The 23,019-nt window shown below is 47.6% G+C and carries 22 protein-coding genes; 15 read left to right on the plus strand and 7 right to left on the minus strand.

Annotated elements, in window-relative coordinates; translation table 11 throughout:
• Nucleotides 1–39 precede the first annotated feature (39 nt).
• Nucleotides 40–915: a 1,4-dihydroxy-2-naphthoate polyprenyltransferase gene (locus tag Q4Q54_RS15970; RefSeq protein WP_311988945.1), complete on the plus strand. Its 876-nt coding sequence runs from the start codon at nucleotides 40–42 to the stop codon at nucleotides 913–915.
• A gap of 177 nt (nucleotides 916–1,092) precedes the next feature.
• Here the strand turns inward: Q4Q54_RS15970 and Q4Q54_RS15975 are convergent, their stop codons facing one another.
• Nucleotides 1,093–1,908 carry a class III extradiol ring-cleavage dioxygenase gene (locus tag Q4Q54_RS15975; RefSeq protein ID WP_311988946.1) on the minus strand — a complete coding sequence of 272 codons (816 nt, stop codon included), beginning with the start codon at nucleotides 1,906–1,908 and terminating at the stop codon, nucleotides 1,093–1,095.
• Nucleotides 1,909–1,969: 61 nt separating this feature from the next.
• Complete coding sequence (locus Q4Q54_RS15980) at nucleotides 1,970–2,452, minus strand: DoxX family protein (RefSeq protein ID WP_234371300.1); 483 nt, start codon at nucleotides 2,450–2,452, stop codon at nucleotides 1,970–1,972.
• 162 nt (nucleotides 2,453–2,614) lie between these two features.
• Here Q4Q54_RS15980 and Q4Q54_RS15985 point away from each other — a divergent pair, with 162 nt between their 5' ends.
• Entirely contained in the window at nucleotides 2,615–3,514 is a 900-nt protein-coding gene (locus Q4Q54_RS15985) for a LysR family transcriptional regulator (RefSeq protein WP_012089633.1), read from the plus strand.
• A 143-nt stretch (nucleotides 3,515–3,657) separates the two neighbouring features.
• On the opposite strand, the gene gndA is transcribed toward Q4Q54_RS15985, so the two are convergent.
• From gndA to Q4Q54_RS16000, 3 genes are all read right to left on the minus strand, one after another.
• Nucleotides 3,658–5,184 (minus strand): NADP-dependent phosphogluconate dehydrogenase, encoded by a 1,527-nt coding sequence (gene gndA / locus Q4Q54_RS15990; protein WP_311988947.1) that lies wholly within the window; start codon nucleotides 5,182–5,184, stop codon nucleotides 3,658–3,660.
• Between the two features lie 207 nt (nucleotides 5,185–5,391).
• The gene (sugE, locus tag Q4Q54_RS15995) at nucleotides 5,392–5,706 is read right to left on the minus strand and encodes a quaternary ammonium compound efflux SMR transporter SugE (RefSeq protein WP_311988948.1); all 315 of its coding nucleotides are present in this window, start codon (nucleotides 5,704–5,706) and stop codon (nucleotides 5,392–5,394) included.
• 330 nt (nucleotides 5,707–6,036) lie between these two features.
• Nucleotides 6,037–7,995: a propionyl-CoA synthetase gene (locus Q4Q54_RS16000; protein ID WP_311988949.1), complete on the minus strand. Its 1,959-nt coding sequence runs from the start codon at nucleotides 7,993–7,995 to the stop codon at nucleotides 6,037–6,039.
• A gap of 291 nt (nucleotides 7,996–8,286) precedes the next feature.
• Between Q4Q54_RS16000 and Q4Q54_RS16005 the strand changes: the two genes are divergently transcribed.
• The 13 genes from Q4Q54_RS16005 (at nucleotide 8,287) to Q4Q54_RS16065 (ending at nucleotide 21,409) form a co-directional block, all read left to right on the plus strand.
• A complete protein-coding gene (locus tag Q4Q54_RS16005) occupies nucleotides 8,287–8,694 on the plus strand; it encodes a MerR family transcriptional regulator (RefSeq protein ID WP_006082318.1) in 408 nt (135 codons plus the stop codon).
• Nucleotides 8,695–8,875: 181 nt separating this feature from the next.
• Entirely contained in the window at nucleotides 8,876–10,045 is a 1,170-nt protein-coding gene (locus Q4Q54_RS16010; RefSeq protein WP_011847234.1) for an isovaleryl-CoA dehydrogenase, read from the plus strand.
• A 116-nt stretch (nucleotides 10,046–10,161) separates the two neighbouring features.
• Entirely contained in the window at nucleotides 10,162–11,769 is a 1,608-nt protein-coding gene (locus Q4Q54_RS16015) for a carboxyl transferase domain-containing protein (RefSeq protein WP_011847235.1), read from the plus strand.
• A gap of 43 nt (nucleotides 11,770–11,812) precedes the next feature.
• Nucleotides 11,813–12,685, plus strand: coding sequence for an enoyl-CoA hydratase-related protein (locus Q4Q54_RS16020; protein WP_311988950.1), 873 nt, complete (start codon nucleotides 11,813–11,815; stop codon nucleotides 12,683–12,685).
• A complete protein-coding gene (locus tag Q4Q54_RS16025; RefSeq protein WP_311988951.1) occupies nucleotides 12,685–14,745 on the plus strand; it encodes an acetyl/propionyl/methylcrotonyl-CoA carboxylase subunit alpha in 2,061 nt (686 codons plus the stop codon). Before Q4Q54_RS16020 ends, Q4Q54_RS16025 begins: the two co-directional genes overlap by 1 nt.
• A gap of 1 nt (nucleotide 14,746) precedes the next feature.
• Entirely contained in the window at nucleotides 14,747–15,670 is a 924-nt protein-coding gene (locus Q4Q54_RS16030; RefSeq protein ID WP_311988952.1) for a hydroxymethylglutaryl-CoA lyase, read from the plus strand.
• A gap of 84 nt (nucleotides 15,671–15,754) precedes the next feature.
• On the plus strand, nucleotides 15,755–16,459 hold the full coding sequence (locus Q4Q54_RS16035) for a CoA transferase subunit A (protein ID WP_006082324.1): 705 nt from the start codon (nucleotides 15,755–15,757) through the stop codon (nucleotides 16,457–16,459).
• A 127-nt stretch (nucleotides 16,460–16,586) separates the two neighbouring features.
• Nucleotides 16,587–17,243, plus strand: coding sequence for a 3-oxoacid CoA-transferase subunit B (locus Q4Q54_RS16040; RefSeq protein ID WP_311988953.1), 657 nt, complete (start codon nucleotides 16,587–16,589; stop codon nucleotides 17,241–17,243).
• A 343-nt stretch (nucleotides 17,244–17,586) separates the two neighbouring features.
• Nucleotides 17,587–17,988, plus strand: coding sequence for a hypothetical protein (locus Q4Q54_RS16045; RefSeq protein ID WP_311988954.1), 402 nt, complete (start codon nucleotides 17,587–17,589; stop codon nucleotides 17,986–17,988).
• Between the two features lie 88 nt (nucleotides 17,989–18,076).
• Nucleotides 18,077–18,679 (plus strand): DJ-1/PfpI family protein, encoded by a 603-nt coding sequence (locus Q4Q54_RS16050; RefSeq protein WP_311988955.1) that lies wholly within the window; start codon nucleotides 18,077–18,079, stop codon nucleotides 18,677–18,679.
• A gap of 39 nt (nucleotides 18,680–18,718) precedes the next feature.
• Entirely contained in the window at nucleotides 18,719–19,036 is a 318-nt protein-coding gene (locus Q4Q54_RS16055) for a cytoplasmic protein (protein ID WP_259512975.1), read from the plus strand.
• Nucleotides 19,037–19,285: 249 nt separating this feature from the next.
• The gene (locus Q4Q54_RS16060; protein WP_012089645.1) at nucleotides 19,286–20,044 is read left to right on the plus strand and encodes a sulfite exporter TauE/SafE family protein; all 759 of its coding nucleotides are present in this window, start codon (nucleotides 19,286–19,288) and stop codon (nucleotides 20,042–20,044) included.
• A gap of 186 nt (nucleotides 20,045–20,230) precedes the next feature.
• Entirely contained in the window at nucleotides 20,231–21,409 is a 1,179-nt protein-coding gene (locus Q4Q54_RS16065; RefSeq protein ID WP_311988956.1) for a PQQ-dependent sugar dehydrogenase, read from the plus strand.
• Between the two features lie 387 nt (nucleotides 21,410–21,796).
• Here the strand turns inward: Q4Q54_RS16065 and Q4Q54_RS16070 are convergent, their stop codons facing one another.
• Entirely contained in the window at nucleotides 21,797–22,402 is a 606-nt protein-coding gene (locus Q4Q54_RS16070) for a DUF998 domain-containing protein (RefSeq protein WP_311988957.1), read from the minus strand.
• Nucleotides 22,403–22,823: 421 nt separating this feature from the next.
• The coding region (locus Q4Q54_RS16075; protein WP_311988958.1) for a hypothetical protein at nucleotides 22,824–23,019 on the minus strand (196 nt) is incomplete at its 5' end.

The raw sequence follows: 23,019 nt of genomic DNA on the forward strand, positions 1-23,019 counted from the left end.
CTCGATACCATTCCCATTTACCAATAACGACTGGACGCCATGAATCCTTGGATTTTAGCTATAAGACCCCGTACGCTACCCGCGGCCATAGGTCCCCTATTGATAGGCAATATTCTCGCCCTGCATCTTGAGAGTTACAGCTGGTTAATTGCTGCCACTTCTATGCTGTGCGCTGTGCTATTACAAATTGCCGTCAATCTCGCTAACGACTATTTTGACTTTAAAAACGGCATAGACACGGCCGAACGCTTAGGACCCGTTCGCGTGACGCAAAGTGGTTTAATTCCACCAACGAGCGTCCGCAATGCCATGATATTTTGCCTATTAATGGCACTTGCTGTGGGTTCCTATTTAATTTGGCACGGAGGCTGGCCTATCGCGATTCTCGCCGCGGCAGCCATTTTAGGTGCACTCGGTTACAGTGGTGGCCCCTATCCCCTCGCGTCCCATGGGCTGGGCGAAGTTGCGGCCTTTATCTTTTTTGGATTAGTCGCTGTCGTGGGGAGTTATTATCTGCAGGCGGGCGATACCACAATCAATGCTTGGTTATTAGGCTGCGCCATTGGGCTGTTCAATGCAGCGATCATGCTGGTGAATAACACCCGTGATATTAGCACCGACACCCAAGCGGGCAAACACACATTGGCAGTACGTATCGGCGAAGCACAATCAAAAGTGTTGTATCAAGCGCTGATTTACCTGCCCTTCGGCTTAGTGATTGCAGGCTTTCTACTGGGGATTTTACCTGGGTTACCAGTATTACTCGCGGGTTTGTCACTGCTTATCGCCCGTAAACTCAGCAGCGATTTCTATGCGGTGTCTGGTGAAGCGTTAAATCCGTTACTCGGCCGCACGGCTAAGTTAACCATGATTTTCAGTACTTTGTTTAGCGTGGGTTTAGTGTTTACCGCATAAGAGTAAAGCCGCTAGGCTAATGCAACTGGTCGCTACAAGCAGCCGCAGCTTAATCCTGAATACAACAAAGGTTCGTATCTGTCGAGGATACGAACCTTTTTTATTGGCTTAAGATGCTTAGCCTTAGATTTACTGCCATGTTCGACGACAGTAATCCAACATCAGATTATTGCCAGACTATTGCCAGATATAGCCTGAGATCAGAGTATTTAGCAAAATGCCGTTAAAGTTACGTAGCGCTTGGGATGAATCACTGTGTCCTGCGCCGAAACACACATGTAGTGGCAATAAATGTTCTTCCCGCGGATGACTAAACCGCGCCTCAGGAGCAGCTTGCCAGTGAGTCAATGCTGTTTTGGCCTCGGCAGTGTTTACGCTTGCGGTTAATGTTTGCGTCAGCCAATAGTCAAACTCTGCGCTGCGACTTTGGACCGTGGGATCGCTTGAAAAAAACGCCCGCATATTGTGAAACGACATGCCAGAGCCCAAAATCAATACCCCTTGATCCCGCAGCGGCGCTAAAGCTTCGCCAATCGCTATATGGGTCTCAGGATCGAGACTGCGGACTAACGACATTTGTACTACGGGAATATTCGCCTCGGGATACATCAACTTAAGTGGTACAAAGGTGCCGTGGTCAAATGCGCGTTCGCTATCTAAGCGAGCGGCGATCCCCTTATCCACGAGCATATTCGCAATCTGTGCGGCTAATTCTGGCTCACCCAGTGCAGGATACGTTAACTGGTACGCTTCAGGCGGAAAGCCATAATAATCGTATAAAATTCCGGGCTTAGGGCTATTCGATAAGGTCACCACAGATTCTTCCCAATGGGCGGTTATCAGCACAATCGCCTTAGGGGTTGGAATGGGCGCAGTCACTGAGGTTAAAAAAGCACGTAACTCATTATGATTGGCATCATTTAGCAAAGGCATTGGGCCACCACCGTGGGGCACAAATAGCACAGGCATACGACTCGCTTTAACTTGCATCATGGTTTTCTCTTGTTGATTAACTTAAATCGGTACGACTGACTTCAGACTCAATTTTTATCACTTAAAATGCGGAGCGATTCAGCGCCAACTGCCGCTGAAATTGCACTAAACGCTCAATAATTTCATCCAGTTTGATAATCAGAAAAAGTCCAGCCGATAAACTCAATGCAGGCAGTGCATTAATCGCCGCTTCATAGTTAAAGTGGAAATAAATCGCCCCCATCATAATCGCCAGCAAACCGCTCGCCGATAACACTCGGTAGTCACGTAGACACAATCCAAGGGCGCCAATCACTTCCATCAAACCAATAAAATAGCCAAACCCTGTGGGAAGATTCATCAAAGTAAACGGAACATGGAACATAGGCACGCCAAATAACTTGGCAAATCCTGAGATAAAAAACACTATGCTCATCGCCAGTGTGACGGTTGCGGCGGCGCGATTGAGTGTATTGGCACAAAGGAATAACTTCTGCGAATCGGCCTCAGCAACTAAGCCATTGATACTTGAGCCCTTAGCACCACATAAGTTTGAAAATCGCATCGCACACACCCCATTGATCTTAATATTGCCGTCAGTCTTGGGCATAAATGCGCAGACGACGAGCGAGAATGGAGTAGATTATGAGCCGATAAAAGATAAATAAATATGGAATAAAATCTAATATCTCATAAACTAATAATTTATGACTTGCGAGCAATCCCAGTGACCTTAGACCAACTGCTGATGTTTAAAACCGTGGCTGAGGCGGGCTCACTCAAAGCCGCCAGTGACAAGCTACATAAAACCCAACCCGCCATTAGTCAAAGTATCAAACAGTTAGAATCTCAACTCGATCTCATCTTATTTAACCGTGAAGGTTATCGACTCGCCATCACAGAGCAAGGCCGAAAACTGCTGCAACATACCCAGCGGGTACTGAATGAAGCGCAGGAAATGAAGCAAGTGGCGAAACATTTAGCCAAAGGCAACGAAGCGAGTATCACCTTAGCTTTTGAAGCCTCTTTCAATCTCGCTCGAATTCTACCGATTTTAGAACTGACTCAAAATGAGTTCCCCTACACCCAAATCATTCTCAAACAAGAATTTTTAACTGGTGCGCTCGAAGCGCTGAATCAAGATAAAGCCGAAATCATCATCTCCGCGGGCGGAATTGAGCCCATACGCTCGAGTCATTTAGAATTAGCCTATTTATTTTCCGGTAGCCTGCTCGATGTCGCCGCGCCGCGCATGCTTGAGCGCCATCCGACACTGAGCTACGCACGAGAGCTCGTTAACGAATACCAAATCGTGATCCAAGATACGGGCTCAGGCACTGCGAATATTGAGTTTGGGGTACAGGCGGGGCAACGACGTTGGTATGTTAATGATTTTTATACCAAGAAAATGCTTATTCAAAGTGGCATGGGCTGGGGCAAACTGCCGCACTATATGATTGAAGATTCACTCAAACAAGGTGCATTAATCGCACTGGATCTACGCGAAAGACAAAACAACATTCAACTCGATTACTATGTTATGCGAAAACCCCACTCACCTTTGGGCCCTGTCGCCCAAGCACTCTGGCAAAAGCTGATCGCCTTTTCATCTGAGCTGAATGCTTAGGAATTCAAGCTTAAGACTTAGCTGAGTGACTTAAAATGAATTGAAGTCAAAAAGTTATAGCCCGTTATATAATCATCGACCATAAACAAAAACGCCCCTTATCAAGGGGCGTTTTTCATTTTGATAGCGGGCAGAACCTTAGATTAAACCTTAGCTAAGGTGCGCTCTTTGGCGCTCCAATCTAAGTGATATTTCTCGCCAGCTGGCGTATCGATTCGCTCGAAGGTGTGAGCGCCGAAAAAGTCACGCTGACCTTGGAGCAAGTTCGCTGGTAATGTTTCGCAGCGATAACTGTCGTAATATGCCAGTGCTGAGCTAATACAAGGCGCTGGAATGCCTTGCATTACCGCAGTCGCTACCGCAATGCGCCATAGGCCTTGCTTTTCAGATAAAGCTGACGCAAAACTGTCCGCCATCAACAGATTGCTAAGCTCGGCATTGTCTTCATAGGCTTGAGTGATTGATTGCAAGAACGTCGCGCGAATAATACAACCCGCACGCCAAATTTTTGCAATTTCAGCAAAGTTTAACTGCCATTTTTGCTCATGGGCCGTCATTGCCATCAACTGGAAGCCTTGCGCGTAACAACACACTTTCGCGCAATATAACGCACTTTCAAGGGCTTCAATCAACTGCGCTTTTTGCGCATCATCGATAGCAGGTGCATTTGGCCCAGCCAATTTCTGGCTGAGTTGTAAACGTAGGGATTTTTGGGTACTTACGGCGCGAGCATATACAGCTTCAGCAATCGTCGGTGCCGGACAACCAATTTGTAAACTGCTCACGGCCGTCCACAAACCCGTGCCTTTTTGGCCCGCTTTATCTAAGATCATTTCCACCAACGGTTTACCCGTTAATGGATCGGCCTGTTTTAAGACTTCGGCACTGATCCCCATCAAATAGCTGTTTAAGCTGCCTTTGTTCCAGCGTTCAAACACATCGCCGACTTCTGCAGCGCTCATGCCTAAACCGTCTTGCAGCATTTGATAGGCTTCGCAAATCAACTGCATATCTGCGTATTCAATACCGTTATGCACCATCTTCACGTAATGGCCAGAACCCGCAGGACCAATATAAGTCGTGCATGGTTCGCCTTCTGTCACTGGATTACCCGGTTCGAAGCGCTCTATGGGTAAACCTGTACTCGCATCAACCTTAGCGGCAATGGCTTTCCAAATAGGTGCAACGTGATGCCATGCATCGATATCGCCGCTTGGCATAAGTGAGGGACCGAAACGCGCACCGACTTCACCGCCCGAAACCGCAGAGCTGAAAAATACAAACTGCCCTTTGTAGCGCGCTTCACGCTCAACAGTGTCAGTCCATAGGCTGTTACCAGTATCGATAACGATATCATCGGACTCAATTCCGGCAGAAATCAAAGCACTACAGACACCATCGACGGGTGCACCCGCGGGAACAGAAAGCACAAGAATGCGGGGTTTTGTGAGACTGGCTAACATTTCGGTAAGATTAGCACAGCCAAGAATGCGAGGTTCGAGTCCAGCGCGTTCCTGTTTTTCTTGCTGTATAACACCATTAACTTTAACAGGATCGAGGTCAAATGCGCTGACGTGATATTGGTTATCCGCGATGTTTAGCGCGAGGTTTTTACCCATAACGCCAAGGCCAATTACGCCGATATCATTAAGATTGCTGTGGTTTTGCATTATATAATTCCCACGGGTCACAGAGGTTAGAGCTAACCAATTTTGAGGGGTAATTATACCGATCTTTGTAACTTAATTACCAGAGAGAAAAGGCGATGCATACGATTGGCAATCTCGATTACAGTGAGATTGCCAATCCCGTATTGCGAAACGGGTTAGTTAGAACTGAGCCCAAGTGATACTTGTATTGGCACGTTTATCGACAACTTAGTTTGCGAGTTTAAGCCCTAAAACACCCAGTAATATCAATATCAAACTGGCGATTTTAAGTAAGCTAACGCCTTCTCCTAAGAGGATAATTCCCGCAATCGCCGTCCCCATAGCACCAATACCGACCCACACGCCGTAAGCCGTACCAATAGGCAAATGCTTAACCGCGAGTCCTAGTAGCAACACACTCACTGCCATCGACGCCACTGTAAAGATACTTGGCCACAAACGCGTGAAACCTTCGGTATATTTAAGCCCTATGGCCCAACCAATTTCGAATAAACCCGCAAGGACTAATAAGAACCAACTCATAGTGAACTCCCAAAAAAGGGGTCGTCCCCATGTTAGATTAGGCGTATTTAGGGTCGTCCCTAAGCCATGTGATTACCGTAAAAACTATAGGTGATATAGCTGTACATGACAGCAGTACGTAATAGCTGCTCATGATGAGCCTGCAAGACTAGCAAATTTAAGGTAGAAACTTCAATCTCTGATCCTAACTAAGTAATCTGATCCTAACTGAATAAAAGTGCCGTAAACAAAAAAGCGATAGCAAGCTTGGTCAGTTTACTATCGCCTTGATATTTCTACTCTCGATAAGACCTTTACACTCTTTATATAAAAGCCTTTACGCTCTATTTCTTACACTAAGGCATCAGCATAACCCATGCGAGTGAGTGCGGTGCGTACTAGCTCTAAGGTCTGTGGATCTTCTATGGTCGCAGGTGCAGTATATTGCTGATTATCGGCAATTTTTCGCATAGTACCGCGTAGAATCTTCCCTGAGCGCGTTTTAGGCAATTTTTGAATCGCACTCACTAACCTAAAGGAGGCGACAGGACCAATTTCTTGGCGTACCAGCGTAATTAACTGTTTATGCAGCTCTTCATCGCTGATCGTCACGCCTTTCTTGAGTACCACTAATCCGAGGGGAACTTGACCTTTAAGCTGGTCATCCACCCCAATCACAGCCGCTTCGGCCACATCAGGGTGTTGACACAATACTTCTTCAAAACGTCCGGTCGATAGCCTGTGTCCTGCTACATTTATGATGTCATCGATACGACTCATAATGTAGAGATAACCGTCTTCATCGGTATAACCCGCATCGCCAGTTAAGTAATAACCTGGATACATAGACAAGTAACTATCTTGATAGCGTTGATCATTTTGCCACAGTGTCGTTAAGGTTCCCGGCGGTAGAGGCAATTTAATCACCACATTACCTGAAGTATTGGGCGCAACTTGCTCGCCCAATTCGTCCACCACTTCAACCGCATAACCCGGCACAGGTAAAGCGGGCGAACCTGGCTTAATAGCGACGGGCGCTGTGCCCATCAAATTTGCCGCGACTGGCCAACCCGTTTCGGTTTGCCACCAGTGATCGATAACAGGTTTAGCGAGTTTAGTGTGTGCCCAAACTAAAGTATCGGGATCGCAACGTTCACCTGCCAAAAACACATTTTTAAGACAGGTTAAATCAACGCCTTGTAAATACTCACCATCAGGATCTTCACGCTTGATCGCGCGAATGGCCGTCGGCGCGGTGAAGAAGCTTTTAACTTTATATTTGGCAATCGTGCGCCAAAATGCGCCGGGATCGGGCGTACCGACAGGTTTACCTTCATACATTAAGGTTGTGGCGCCCACCAGCAGCGGTCCGTACACTATGTAAGAATGACCCACAACCCAGCCCACATCAGACGCGGCCCAAAACACATCGCCCGCTTGAATATCGTAAATATGTTGCATCGACCAAGCCAGAGCCACAGCATGGCCGCCATTATCGCGCACCACACCTTTAGGCTGACCCGTGGTGCCTGAGGTATAAAGTACATACAAGGGATCGGTGGCCTTAAGCGCGGCACAATCGGCCTTAGGCGCAGTCGCTAATGCAGCTTGCCAATCTAAGTCACGGCCCTCCTGCAAATCGGCTTGATACTGGCTGCGATTTAAAATCAGGCAATGCTCCACCTGATGAACAGCATGTTCCAATGCTTTATCTAACAGAGGCTTATAAGTAATGACGCCCGAAGGCTCAATTCCGCAGGATGCCGACAGTACCAATTTAGGCTTGGCATCGTTAATCCGAGTCGCGAGTTCATTGGCGGCAAAACCACCAAAAACCACAGAATGAATCGCACCTATGCGAGCACAGGCCAGCATAGCGAAAGCGGTTTCCGGCACCATAGGCATATAAATCACCACACGGTCGCCCTTCTCTATCCCAATAGATTGCATAAAGCCCGCGAGTCGGCTCACTTGAGCCTGTAACTCCGCGTAGCTAATGCCGTATTCAGTGTCTGTCACTGGGCTCACATATTGGATCGCCACTTGATCACCGCGTCCGGCAAACACATGGCGATCAACGGCGTTATAACAAGTGTTCATCTCACCATCGGTAAACCAGTGATAAAACGGTGCCTGCGACTCATCGAGCACAGTGTGCGCAGGTTTAATCCAATCGAGCGTCTTCGCCGCTTCTCCCCAGAATTCGGCTTTATTAAGCAAGGATGCTTGGTGCAACGCTTGATGTTTTTGTTGGTTCTGTTTTTGATTTGCGGCTTGCGCTACAGATGCATTTTGCTGTTCGGTCAACATATGTCCTCCAATCAGGACTGCGGCTAAAATCGTCAGCCGCAATAACTACCCCTTCCAACAACCATTATTAACAGGGGGGCATCAAGCCCACTATTAGACGTTAGCCTATAACCAGAAAAGATTTGTGGTTTTATGTGAGAACACTAATTTAAAGCACTCGTTTTAATCTCGCTGCACAGGCTGATGGCAATTGGGATTGACACTTTTTTGTCAACAGAATAAAAGCCAAAATCTTTACCTTTACGTAAACTTCATATATCTTGCTTAAAACTGATTATTTAGGGTGCATGAATGAGCGCAACGAACACACCACAAACGACTTACTCGATCAGTGATCTGTCAAAAGAGTTTGATATCACTACTCGTAGTATTCGTTTTTACGAAGACCAAGGTTTACTTAAGCCTAAACGCCGCGGCCAAACCCGTATCTATAGCCTAAAAGACAGAGTGCGCCTCAAGCTCATTCTTCGCGGTAAACGCTTGGGCTTTTCGTTGGCAGAAACCCGTCGCCTGTTCGAATTATACGATGCCGACAAGAGCAGCACCTCACAGCTCAATACCATGCTGGCGCTAGTGGAAGAAAAGAAATCCGCCCTACAGCAGCAAATGGACGACATTAAAGTCGTGTTGATGGAACTCAATTCCGCCGAGCAGCAATGCCGCTTAGCCTTAGAAGATAACAAAACGGCAAAAGCCTAAATCCCAGTGGCAACAAGATCAAGTCAATATGATTGACTCGCGCATCTCAAGACGCAGGATGTTAGCACTAGGATTAAATACAAGATTTAAAAGACTCAAGCACCTAAAAATCATAAAAACTATAAATTTAAACATCAGAGTTTAACCATCTGAAATTAGAACATCTGAAAGGACACAAGCAATGAACTCTCTCTACACAAGTCTGAATTTTGGCCTAGGCGAAGACGTCGACATGCTGCGCGATGCGGTGCAAGATTTTGCCACTCACGAAATCGCCCCGATTGCCGCGAAAGTGGATCACGACAACGCCTTCCCCAATGAACTTTGGCCTGTGCTGGGGAGTATGGGACTGCTCGGCGTGACCGTCGCTGAAGAGTACGGCGGCGCGAACATGGGCTACCTTGCCCACGTCGTGGCAATGGAAGAAATCTCCCGTGCATCGGCCTCTATCGGCCTAAGTTATGGCGCCCACTCAAACCTGTGTGTGAATCAAATCAACCGTAACGGTAATGCTGCGCAAAAAGCCAAGTATCTGCCCAAACTGGTGAGCGGTGAACATATTGGCGCACTCGCCATGAGTGAGCCAAACGCAGGTTCTGACGTAGTATCAATGAAGCTACACGCCCGTAAAGAAGGCGACCGCTTTATCTTAAACGGCAACAAGATGTGGATCACTAACGGTCCCGATGCGCACACCTATGTGATTTACGCTAAAACCGACTTAACCAAAGGCGCACACGGTATTACCGCCTTTATCGTTGAGCGTGATTCGAAAGGTTTCAGCCAAGCACAAAAACTCGACAAACTCGGCATGCGCGGCTCTAACACCTGCGAATTAGTGTTTGAAGATGTAGAAGTACCAGAAGAAAACATTTTAGGCGGCCTCAACAACGGCGTAAAAGTGCTGATGAGCGGCTTAGATTACGAGCGCGTCGTGCTATCTGGCGGCCCGCTGGGGATCATGAACGCTTGTATGGATATCGTTGTACCTTACATCCACGAGCGTGAGCAATTTGGTAAATCGATTGGTGAATTCCAACTGGTACAAGGCAAGTTAGCCGACATGTACACAGGTATGAATGCCGCCAAATCCTACGTGTATGCCGTGGCAAAATCCTGCGATCGCGGTGAAACCACCCGTAAAGATGCCGCAGGCGCCATTCTTTATAGCGCAGAACTCGCCACCAAAATGGCACTGGATGCCATTCAACTGCTCGGCGGTAACGGCTATGTCAACGAATACGCCACAGGCCGTTTACTGCGTGATGCTAAGCTGTATGAAATCGGCGCTGGCACCTCAGAAATTCGCCGCATGCTGATTGGTCGCGAACTGTTCAATGAGTCGAAATAACGCGAGTTCCAATAATCTCTCACAAGTGAATGGGTAGCACCTCACTGTAATTTACAGTTTGCGCCACCCATTCGAGCAAGGTGATACCGAGTTTCCGCTTTATAAGGACAATCAAAGTGACGCAAATAAGCAGTCGTATCAACGCCCGTAGCGATGAATTTAAAGCAAAATCCGACGATATGGCCGCCCTAGTGGCCGATCTTAAAACTAAACTCAATAAAATCGAACTCGGCGGTGGCCCTGTGGCGTTAGAGCGCCATCTATCCCGCGGTAAATTGCTGCCACGTCAACGGGTTGAAAAGCTGCTCGATGCGGGTTCACCCTTTTTAGAACTGTCGCAATTTGCCGCGTTTGAAGTCTACGACGAGGAAGTGCCCGCAGCGGGTATTATTGCCGGTATCGGCCGTGTGAGCGGTGTCGAGTGCATGATCATCGCCAACGACGCCACAGTGAAAGGCGGCACTTATTACCCGATTACCGTCAAGAAACACCTTCGTGCCCAAGATATTGCCAGCCGTTGTCACTTGCCTTGTATTTATTTAGTCGACTCGGGCGGCGCTAACCTGCCCCGCCAAGATGAAGTGTTTCCAGACCGCGACCATTTCGGCCGCATCTTTTACAACCAAGCGCAAATGTCCGCTAAGGGTATCCCCCAAATTGCAGTGGTGATGGGCTTATGTACCGCGGGCGGCGCTTATGTGCCTGCCATGGCGGATGAATCCATTATCGTAAAAGATCAAGGCACTATCTTCTTAGCAGGCCCACCATTAGTGAAAGCAGCCACTGGCGAAGAAGTTAGCGCAGAAGAACTGGGCGGCGCCGAAGTCCACACCAAAATTTCCGGCGTGGCGGACCATTTAGCGCAAAACGATGAGCACGCGCTGGAGCTTGCCCGCCGCGCGGTATCACGCCTGAATCATCAAAAAGAAATCAAATCACTGCTGAGCCCAGTCAAGCCGCCGAAGTTCGACATTAGCGAACTGTACGGCATTGTCGGCACTGATTTGAAAAAGCCTTTTGATGTCAAAGAAGTGATCGCCCGTATCGTCGATGATTCTGATTTTGATGAGTTTAAAGCCAACTATGGCGCAACCTTAGTGTGCGGTTTTGCCCGTATTCACGGCTACCCAGTCGGCATCGTCGCCAACAACGGCATTTTGTTCTCAGAGTCAGCGCAAAAAGGCGCGCACTTTATTGAACTGTGCTGCCAACGCAAAATTCCGCTGCTGTTCCTGCAAAACATCACCGGCTTTATGGTGGGTAAAAAGTACGAACACGAAGGCATAGCCAAACACGGTGCCAAAATGGTAACCGCGGTGTCTTGTGCCAATGTGCCTAAATTCACTGTGATTATCGGCGGCAGCTACGGCGCGGGTAACTACGGCATGTGTGGCCGCGCGTTCGAACCGACTATGATGTGGATGTGGCCTAACGCCCGTATTTCTGTGATGGGCGGAGAGCAAGCCGCAGGCGTTCTCGCCACAGTGCGCCGCGACGGTTTGGCCCGTAAAGGTGAAGAATGGTCACTTGAGGATGAAAAAGCCTTTAAAGCGCCGATTGTCGCCCAGTACGACAAAGAAGGTCATCCGTATCATGCCAGCGCCCGTTTATGGGATGACGGCATTATTGACCCAGCGCAAACTCGGGATGTAGTCGGCCTTGCCCTATCGGCGGCGTTAAACGCCCCTATCGAAGACACCCGCTTTGGTGTGTTCCGTATGTAAACCATACGTATACACAACAAATCAATAAGATAGGGAAACAACTATGACAAATTTACCAATAACGCCACAGGAATTAAGCAACTTGCAGCACGTGAGCTACAGGCTGAATAACGGCGTTGCCGAGCTTATTCTTGACCGAGCAGAAGTACACAACGCCTTCGATGAAGTGATGATTAGCGAGATGATTAGCGTCCTTAGCTATTTTGCTGAGCACAAGCAATGCCAAGTGCTAGTACTCAAAGCGAACGGCAAAAACTTCAGCGCCGGCGCCGATCTCAATTGGATGCGCAAACAAGCCCAAATGGATTTTGAGCAAAACCTAACGGATGCCAAAGCCTTAGCGAAACTGATGCAGGATTTGGATACCTTTCCTAAGCCTACTATTGCATTAGTGCAAGGCGCAGCTTTTGGCGGCGCATTAGGACTCATTTGCGCCAGCGATATCGCTATCGCCACAACGCGCGCCAGTTTTTGTTTGAGCGAAGTGAAACTCGGATTAATTCCTGCGGTAATCAGCCCTTACGTTGCCCGCGCTATGGGTAACCGCGCATCGCGCCGCTACATGCTGACCGCCGAGCGTTTTAATGCCGATACTGCACTAAAACTTAATGTCATCAATGAGGTAAGCGATGACTTAGATGCCGCCGCAAAGCCGATAATTGATGCGCTACTTGCCAATAGCCCACAGGGCATGGCATGGGTAAAAACCTTATTATCACGCCTTGAAGATGGCGTGATAGACCAAAACACCATTGATTACACAAGCGAGCGTATCGCCCGCATTCGGGTATCAACCGAGGGCCAAGAAGGCTTAAATGCCTTTTTTGAGAAACGTCAGCCAAACTGGCAACAAACGCACTCCGCCCCCTCTCCTACGTCAATGCAAAAGCCAAGTGATACCCAAGGAGCCCTTTGATGTTAACCAAGCAAATGTTTACCAAGCTATTGATTGCTAACCGCGGTGAAATCGCCTGTCGCATCATCAAAACCGCCCATGCCATGGGCGTTCGCACCGTTGCCCTATATTCCGATGCCGATAAAGAAGCACGCCATGTCGCCATGGCCGACGAATCCTTCTATTTAGGTGGCAGTGCGCCGGCAGACTCCTATTTAAAGGGCGATTTGATTATCGATATCGCCAAAAAAGCGGGCGCCCAAGCGATTCATCCCGGTTATGGTTTCTTATCTGAAAACGCCGACTTTGCCCGTAAATGTGAAGCCGCAGGCATCGCATTTGTTGGCCCAGGCAGTGATGCTATCGATGCCATGGGCAGCAAAAGCGCCGCCAAATCCATTATGACTGCGGCAAATGTGCCCTTAGTGCCTGGTTATCACGGCGATGACCAAACCGATGCGACCTTAAAAGCGGAGGCACTGAAAATCGGCTTCCCTATGCTGATTAAAGCGGCTTATGGCGGCGGCGGTAAAGGCATGCGAATCGTCGAGAATGAAGGCGAAATCATGGAAGCCGTTAACTCAGCGCGCCGTGAAGCGGCCTCTTCTTTTGGTAACGATAAATTATTGATGGAGCGTTATTTACGCCAGCCGCGCCACGTCGAAGTGCAAGTGTTTGCCGACACCTTTGGCAACGCGATTTACTTATCAGATCGCGATTGCTCGATTCAACGTCGCCACCAAAAAGTGGTCGAAGAAGCGCCTGCCCCTGGTTTAAGTGATGCCCTGCGCGCCCAAATGGGTGAAGCGGCCGTCGCAGCTGCCAAAGCCATCGATTATGTTGGCGCGGGAACGGTAGAGTTTCTGTTAGATACGGACAACAGCTTCTATTTTATGGAGATGAACACCCGTCTACAGGTTGAGCATCCCGTGACTGAAATGGTCACTGGCCAAGACTTAGTCAAATGGCAATTGCTGGTCGCCAGCGGTCAGCCACTGCCCCTTAAGCAAGATGAAGTGCGTATTCACGGCCATTCCTTTGAAGTGCGTATTTATGCCGAAGATCCGCAAAATGAGTTTTTACCCGCCAGTGGTAAGCTCAACTTTTTGCGTGAACCTGAGCAAAGTAAGTTTGTCCGTATCGATTCGGGTATTCGCGAAAATGATGTGATCAGTAACTTCTACGATCCTATGATTGCCAAGCTTATTGTTTGGGATGAATCGCGCCCGCGCGCCCTGCAACGTTTAGTGCATGCCTTAGAGTCGTATCAAATTAGCGGTCTTAAGCACAACATTGAATTTTTGGCGAACATTGCCGAGCACCCAGCGTTTGCCAATGCCGACTTTAGCACTGACTTTATTGGCCGTTATGGCGATACCTTAATTGGTACAGCTTCAAGCGAAGCCGACACTGCGCTTGCCTTTGCCGCGCTGTATCAAGTGCTTGCCCGTAAAGAAGCCGCCAAAGCGCAAGCTGTCAACAGCGCCGATCCTTACTCGCCTTGGGGTCAAGTGAGCGGCTTTAGACTCAACAGTTGCAGCCAACACAATATTGCCCTGCTCGATGACGCCCATGAATTGCAGCAGTTAGTGATGCTCGATTTAGGCGGCATGTATCAGTTGCCACTGCACGGCCAAGATTGGTTGCTCAATGGCGAACTGAAACAAGACTTACTGCTCGCCGAAATCAACGGCCATAAGAGTAAAGTGCCGGTTAGCGCACAAGGTGATGACTTTACGCTATTTTTATCCTCTGGCAGTTACCACTTTAAAGCAGTGCAAACGCTAGTGATCGAAGAACAAGCTAGCAATGCTGACAAGTTAAAAGCGCCCATGAACGGCACTGTTGTGACCCATTTAGTCGATGTCGGCGCACAAGTTAAAGCGGGCCAAGGTTTGCTAGTGATGGAAGCCATGAAGATGGAATACACAATCGAAGCGCCCTTTGATGGCATAGTCAGTGAATTCTACTTTAAGGCGGGCGAGCTGGTGACCGATGGCGCAACCTTGCTTAACGTTGAGCCGCTAAGTGAAGCGCCGCTCGTATCTGACGACGAGCCAACCGCGACCAAGGAAGCCTAAGATGTCGTTAGTCAATCTAAGCCAAGCTGCGGACGCCAAAGACAGGGTCAGTATCTTCGAGATGGGCGCGCGCGACGGCCTGCAAAACGAAGTCGCAGTGCCAACGGCAGCTAAAATCGCCTTGATTGAATCGCTGGCAGATGCAGGGCTTAAGCGCATCGAATCCGGCAGTTTTGTGTCACCCAAATGGGTGCCACAAATGGCCGATTCTGCCGATGTGCTCAAGCAAATACAGCGTCAAAGCGGCGTGGTGTATAGCGCGCTCACGCCCAACGTCAAAGGCTTTGAACTGGCACTGGATGCAAAAGCTTCCGAAGTAGCGATATTTGGCGCCGCCTCACAAAGCTTTAGTCAGCGCAATATCAACTGCTCGATAGAAGAGTCGATTGAGCGCTTTATCCCTTTGATGGAATTAGCAAAAGCGCACAATATTCCGGTGCGCGGCTATGTGTCCTGCGTGCTCGGCTGCCCCTACGAAGGTGAGATAGCGGTCAGTGAAGTGGCCCGCGTGTCTGAAATCCTTTACAAAATGGGCTGTTACGAAATATCACTCGGTGACACTATCGGTGTAGGCACGCCGCAAAAAGCCCGTAGAATGCTGCAAACTGTGGCTGAACGTGTGCCTATGGATAAACTGGCGCTACACTTTCACGACACCTATGGCCAAGCATTAGCTAACATTTTGGCCTGCTTAGACTTAGGTGTGCGGGTGTTTGACTCCTCGGTTGCAGGTCTTGGTGGCTGCCCCTATGCCAAAGGCGCATCGGGCAATCTCGCCACCGAAGACTTAGTGTATATGCTGCACGGCATGGGATTAGAAACGGGTATCGATTTACAAAAACTCGCTTTAGCAGGACAAGCTATCAGCACGCAGTTGAATCGCAACAACGGCTCGAAAGTGGCCACAGCCCTGTTAGCAAAATAGAACAACAATAATTAACGACAACAACCGTTATTGAAAACGCGCGTTATTTCCCGCGCGTTTTATACAGCATAAAAGGACATCACAATGGCAGGACTCAATAAAGTCGTCAGCAGCTATGAAGAAGCGTTAAACGGCTTATCAAACGACATGACCATTATGGTCGGCGGCTTTGGCCTGTGCGGCATTCCCGAAGGCTTAATCAATCAAATGGTTAAGATGGGCGTTAACGGTTTAACGGCGATATCAAACAACGCTGGCGTTGACGATTTCGGTCTTGGCTTACTGTTAAAACATCGCCAAATCGCCACCATGATCGCCTCTTACGTGGGCGAGAACGCCACTTTCGAGCAACAAATGCTCTCTGGCGAACTGAACGTGATTTTAACGCCCCAAGGCACGCTGGCGGAAAAAATCCGCGCAGGCGGCGCAGGTATTCCGGCATTTTTCACAGCTACTGGCTACGGCACGCCAGTCGCTGATGGCAAAGAAACCCGCGAAATCAAAGGTCGCCATTACGTGTTAGAAGAGTCGCTGACCGCAGATTTTGCCTTAGTGCGCGCATGGAAAGCCGATACCATGGGTAATTTGGTGTTCCGTAAAACCGCCGCCAACTTTAACCCTATGATGGCGACCGCGGGCAAAATCACTGTGGTTGAAGCTGAGTTTATTGTTGAGCCGGGCGAGCTAGACCCAGATCATATCCACACGCCGGGCATCTATGTTGACCGCGTTATTCAAGGCACGTTCGAGAAACGTATCGAGCAGCGCACGGTAAAAGCCGCGAAATAAAAGGCGCAGGCAAAAACCTTGAAACACAGTTAACGCAATTGGCACTTAGCTCCCTAAAGTAAAAACTAAGGGTAAAACCTAAGAGTAAAGGCCAAAGCGTCAAAGCCAAATAGAAAGGATAGATATCATGGCATTATCAAGAGAACAACTGGCTCAGCGCGTCGCCAAAGAATTAAAAGATGGCTACTACGTCAACCTCGGCATAGGTATTCCAACACTGGTCGCTAACTATATTCCCAGCGGCATGGAAGTCATGCTGCAATCGGAAAATGGTCTACTCGGCATGGGCGAATTCCCCACTGAAGACACCATAGATCCGGATTTAATCAATGCGGGCAAACAAACCGTTACCGCAGTGAAAGGCGCGTCATTTTTCTCATCGGCGGAAAGCTTTGCCATGATCCGTGGCGGCCATGTGGACTTAACCGTGCTCGGCGCCTTTGAGGTCGATGTGAATGGCTCTATCGCCTCATGGATGATCCCCGGCAAACTCATCAAAGGCATGGGCGGTGCGATGGATTTAGTCGCCGGCGCTGAAAACATTATCGTGACTATGATGCACGCCGATAAATACGGTAATTCTAAGCTACTGCCAGTATGCGAATTGCCGCTGACTGGTTACGGCTGCATTAAACGCGTCGTCACAGATTTAGCCTTTATCGAAATCAAAGATGGCGCATTCCATCTACTAGAGCGCGCGCCAGGTGTCAGCGTAGAAGAAATCGTCAGCAAAACTGCTGGCAAGTTAATCGTGCCAGACCATGTACCAGAGATGGTGTTTTAAGCGTTCTCTAACCTAAGAGGTTAAGGTTGCTTCTTAGCATCAATGCTCCAGTTTGATGCACTAAGTTTTATACCTTAAAAGCCCAGAAGATAATTCTGGGCTTTTTGTTTATCTAACAATTAGCTAGCGCTGCGACTTGAGAGCTAATCCTAGTCAATTGCACCACTCATTCATTAGTATGAATTACCTGATTAACCCGCTATATTTCAGTAGATTACCTCTTAAAAAAGCGATAATACACGGCAAATTGTAGGTTATGGCTCATTGCAGATCGTGATAAGGATGCAGAACGAATACCTTATTTGTCGTTCGCAAACCGCTCGTAGCGATAAAAGTTTAGGTTATGGGTAACACGGAGAGCGGTATGCGGGCATGGAGGATCTATTTCTGGTTTTGTGTACTGCAATTAATCATGAATTACCGCGCGGCTATGATGTCCACTGTCGCTTGGTACGATTTTATCAATTGGCTGGTGATGTTGCAGGGATTAATTGGCCTTCAAGGCCAAGTCTATAAATTACGGTTTTTCTCACAAAAAGTGTGGCAACGATTCTTCCCCCTATTCTGCGTATGGAGCTTGATGTATGTAGGCATCAATTGGGCCAGTAATACAACAAATCCACCAGACATAAGCTCAAACATCGGCTATGTGATCATCCTAATGCTGACCATTCCGCAGTGTTTAGCCCTATATCGATACGCAGTTAATTGGCATCACTTACCCGCAAAATCGAAAAAGCCTTAACCCTAAAAATCGCCAAATAATGGTATAAATTACACAATTCAAGAAGCGTATCTAAAACAACTATCAGCACAAAGCCAAAGGAAAGCTTATGTACCAGATTGCGATTGTGATATTTGATGAATTTACCGATATCGATTTCTTCCTAATGCGTGACATCCTCGGCAGGACAAAAACAGACTGGAATGTGAAAGTACTCGGGACCAAGCAAAGCCATACATCAAGCTTAGGAATGATTGTCAAAACCGATGGTCATGTGGCCGAAGTCGCTGATGCCGACGTGGTATTATTCAGCAGTGGTTACAAAGGCGTACCTGCCGCACTTGAAGATACTGAGTTTATGTCCGCTCTCAAATTAGATCCCACACGACAACTGCTTGGCAGTATCTGCGCGGGGTCATTCTTCTTTGCCAAATTATGCTTACTCGACAATATCTCAGCAACGACTCATCCCGATGCCAAACCCGCATTAGTGGCCATGGGCGTGGATGTAGAAGACTGTGCTCTGGTTATCAATGGCAATATTGCCACTGCGGGTGGCTGCCTGTCCTCGCTCTATTTAACCGGCTGGGTTGCGGAGCGCTTATTCGACAGTGCGAAACGCCGCGAAATTCACCGGCAGCTTATTCCAGCAGGCCAAGCTGATATTTATGAGACGCTGATCCAATCATCAATAGCAGCTGCAATTCGCTAGCGAGTGGTTCAGGTTCGCAACCTATAAGCAATGAACTACATGATTACACTGAAAAATCTTCTCGGGGCAGTAAAAGCCGAGCATCAGATCATAACCCAGAGTGAACTTGCGGCTTTACTGTCGCAAAATGAATTACTCGTTCAGCAAATCCAAACAGCCGATGCGCAGCATTGGGTGCATTTTGCCAAGAATACCTTCGATGGTTGGTATTGCATTCGAACACCTATGCTCAATACCTTTGAAGTTTATTATCAAGAACGTGGGCAAAACTGCTGGGGAGTAGATGTCTTTACCGAGCAAAGTGAAGCCATAGCTGCAGTTATTTTTATGTCTGGCATTTGGGAGCAAGCCCCTTAGCGCCAAGCACGCGCAAGCCTTTGCGCTCATCCTGTGTGTTCACATTTACGAATGGCTGTATGTGACTATCCATTACGCGACTTTCTATTACGTGACTTTCGATTATGTAACGAATCATTGCTCGACTTTCAATGTCGAAATCATCCTGTTAGGGTGACGTACTTAGATTGACTCACGAGAACAGACTCATTCTTAGCACTCAAATAAACTCTCTGTTTAACTCTCTCATTGCCCAAAGGAGCGGTATCTATGGACTGGCTTATTATTGCACTCGCTGGCTTTCTAGGCGGAATGCTCAATGCAGTTGCCGGTGGTGGCAGTTTTATTACCCTTTTGGCGTTAGTGTTTGTCGGGGTTCCACCGATTGCGGCGAATGCAACGGGGACAGCCGCGCTGTTGCCCGGGTATATCGCCAGTGCTTGGCGCTTTAGAAAGGATATCGAATATCCGGCGAGTCTTAGCCTTAAGCATCTGATCTTGATTGCCCTTATCGGCGGCAGTATTGGCGCAGGTATTTTGCTGACCACCAGCGAGCAAGTCTTCGCAAAACTGATCCCTTGGCTGATTTTACTGGCCACCGCGGCCTTTATTGTTGGTCCTTGGTTACTCAAACGAAGAATCGCTGAGCAAGGCGAAAACACCTCTACGCCAATGTTAAGTCCGATGACAGCACTGATAATGCTGTCGACTGTGTGTATCTATGGTGGTTATTTTAATGGTGGCTTAGGCATCATACTGCTCGCGAGCTTTGGGCTGATGGGCCAGACCAATCTGCATGGGATGAACGGTCTTAAAAATCTCATTTCTGCCCTCCTCACCGCCATCGCCGTAGTGGTTTATGCCGCGGGCAATGTTATCGATGGGCAATATCTGTTGCTGCTTGCTGTGATGGCGATTATCGGCGGCTATGTCGGCGCGGCGCTGGCCTATCGTATTTCACAACCCTTGCTGCGCGGCTTTATTGTGATTGTCGGTTTAGCGATGGCCTTAGGCTTTTTCATGCGCTAGGTTTTCATGCGTGAAACAAGGTTTTAATACATCAGCCTTTTAATGCATTAGCCAACGCGCAGTTCTTGGACTCAAGGGAACAAGACAGTGAGTTTAGATACAAGGTCAAATCGAGAAATTGCCCTTAGGTTGCTGGCTTGTTACTCTGAGCCATCATTTAGGAAAGCACTGTGACTAAGGATAGCGATGAAACGGATCACCTTTAAACTAAGCAGCTTGAAGCTGAGCACCTTAAGTCTTGCCCTGTGTCTTGTTGCAAGCTCACCCGCTATTTACGCGCAAAACACTAGCGCAACAAGCATTAGCGTCAAAACGGAAACGGGTAACATTCAGGTAAAAACCATAGCCCAAGGGTTAGATAATGTCTGGGGTATGGCATTTTTACCCGACGGCAGCATGCTCGTGACTGAACGCGCCGGCAGAATGCGCATTGTCAGCGCCGCAGGTAAAGTGGGCGAACCCTTAACGGGTTTGCCACCGCTATATGCCAAGGGCCAAGGTGGTTTACTCGATGTGGTGCTTGCGCCAGATTTTGCCAACAGCAAAAAAATCTATTTCAGTTTTTCAGAACCCGCTGAAGGTGATGCAAGTGAACTCAATAGCACTGCGGTGAGTTTTGCCACGCTTAATGGCAACAAGCTTGAAAATCTCAGCCGCGTTTTTAGTCAGCAACCCAAAATCAACAGCGGCCACCATTTTGGTTCCCGTTTGGTGTGGGCGCCTGACGGCACTTTATTTATCACACTTGGCGACCGCTACAGCGAAAAAGATAGCGCCCAAACATTAGACAATCATTTAGGCAAAGTGGTGCGGATTAATGCCGATGGCTCAGTGCCTAAGGATAACCCCTTCATCAATACGGCGGGCGCTTTGCCCGAGATCTGGTCTATTGGTCATCGCAATATGCAAGGCGCGGCCATTAATCCCACCAGCAAAGTATTATGGACTGGCGAGCATGGACCGCAGGGCGGCGATGAACTCAATATTGATGAGGCGGGCAAAAACTATGGCTGGCCTGTGATTACCTATGGTGAGAATTACGGTGGCGGCAAAATCGGCGAAGGCACCCACAAAGTTGGAATGGAGCAACCCGTTTACAAATGGGTTCCCTCAATTGCCACCGCGGGCTTTATATTTTACACGGGTGACAAATTTCCGCAGTGGCAAAATAATATTTTACTCGCCAGCCTAAAGGAAAAAACGCTAGTACGTTTAGTGCTTGATGGCGACAAGATTATTAAAGAAGAACGGCTGCTAAAAAATGAATTGGGGCAAAGATTACGCTCAGTCGTGCAAGGGCCTGATGGGTTAATTTATCTTGTGACCGATGAAGCAAAATCAAAAATCTACCAGATCTCACCGTAGTAATCTTAAGCACTCGCTTTAACCACAGCCTTTTGACCAGTGCAACAAGCTCAATGGTGGGAGAAAAATAAAGTTCGATATTGAATCGTCACATTTGCTTGATTCTACAGCGCCCGATTGAATACGTGGAAAAATAAAGCATCATACTCTTCTGCGCTTAGGTGCATAAATCGAACAGCAATTGAGTATTAAAGTTTCATACTCAAGATAACTCATTTTTGGACAAAACCTTGTTAGATCGTTAGCCCTAATATGTGATTTTCGGATTAAAATCTCTATGGGCTAACGCCGCAATATGGGGCGTATCAAGCTTGGCTAAAATTAGCGACGAAGGAGCGCCAGCCAAGCTTTAGACGTCCCATCCATAATTGCCTTGTTAGTTTACAATTAAACCAAGATTAATGAAAAAACACTTAACCAAAGTAATTGAAAGCCATAAGATACACGTTGATGAATGCCCGGATTACTTTGGTTTTTAACTGCTTTTGCCATAGCAAATAGATAATAAACAGCGGCTATAACTGAAACAATTGAGAAAACGCGAAAGTATAGTGGGATAGTTTCAGTAGTTGGACTTATAGCAATTAAAATTGGTGCTACAAGTAATGAAAGCAACATAATAAACCCAGCCCAAGAATGAATTTTACAATTAAACGATGGACTTTTTGTAAATGGATCAGCGTCCATCGGGAAGTAACCTGCCACCCACGTTCCGATACCATGAACAATCACTAACCAACCAGCAATGTTAACTAAGATTGAAACGTTTGAAAGTTGTGCAAGATACCAACCAAAAAAGCAAAATAGAAAGCCTAGGGGGTAGTTATTAATCAAGGGAGAAAGTTTTTCAGTTGGGCTACCTGTCGCGCCTAACTCACTACAAAATTGTTTAGAATGATCGTAACCAGCGTAAAATCGACCAGCTACGTAAACACCAATGAAGATCCAGATTGTTGCAATTAATCCTGAATAGACTGCAATACTTTCAAACACCACCAAACTCCCTTTGTAAACTAACGTCTTAGTATTTATGCGCTGCGCTGTTTGCAGGGCATAAATCGCTTGTTGGACTAGGCCGCTGCCACATCCGTGTAAATGGGTATGAATAATGCTATAGGAATTTGTTTTTTTGCGGTAGCGGTTTTTTATACAGTTTGATGGGTAATCACTTGATATCGTTTTAGCTTTCTCATGCTTTTACGCTCACTTTCTACTGATTGTTGACCTTGGTTGACAGCATTTTGGCCTCGTATTCAGGCTGATACTCGTACCACATTTTCTCATTGGCTAACGTAATTGCGGTTGGATAACTTATAAGGTCAGAACTCTGTAGCATTACTAAAATTGGGGCAATCTACTGATGTTGGAGAAAGCTCAATGCCACAGTGCTAACTAAGAATGGGGCATCCACATTTTAGCGTTTACGAGGTTTAAAGCTTTTAAAAATAACTTTTGCATTATGAAAAGAATTTCTTAATGCTAGGAACAGCTGAACGGAACAAATTCCATATATAAATGCTACACCCAGTGTGTAGGCTAAACCATCTCTTATCCCATAACTGATTAGCAAAAGCGGAACGGTCGTTGAAACCGTGACAAGCGAATATAGG

The sequence above is a fragment of the Shewanella sp. SP2S2-4 genome, from assembly GCF_031932025.1.
GTDB classification, from domain to species: Bacteria; Pseudomonadota; Gammaproteobacteria; order Enterobacterales; family Shewanellaceae; genus Shewanella; species Shewanella baltica.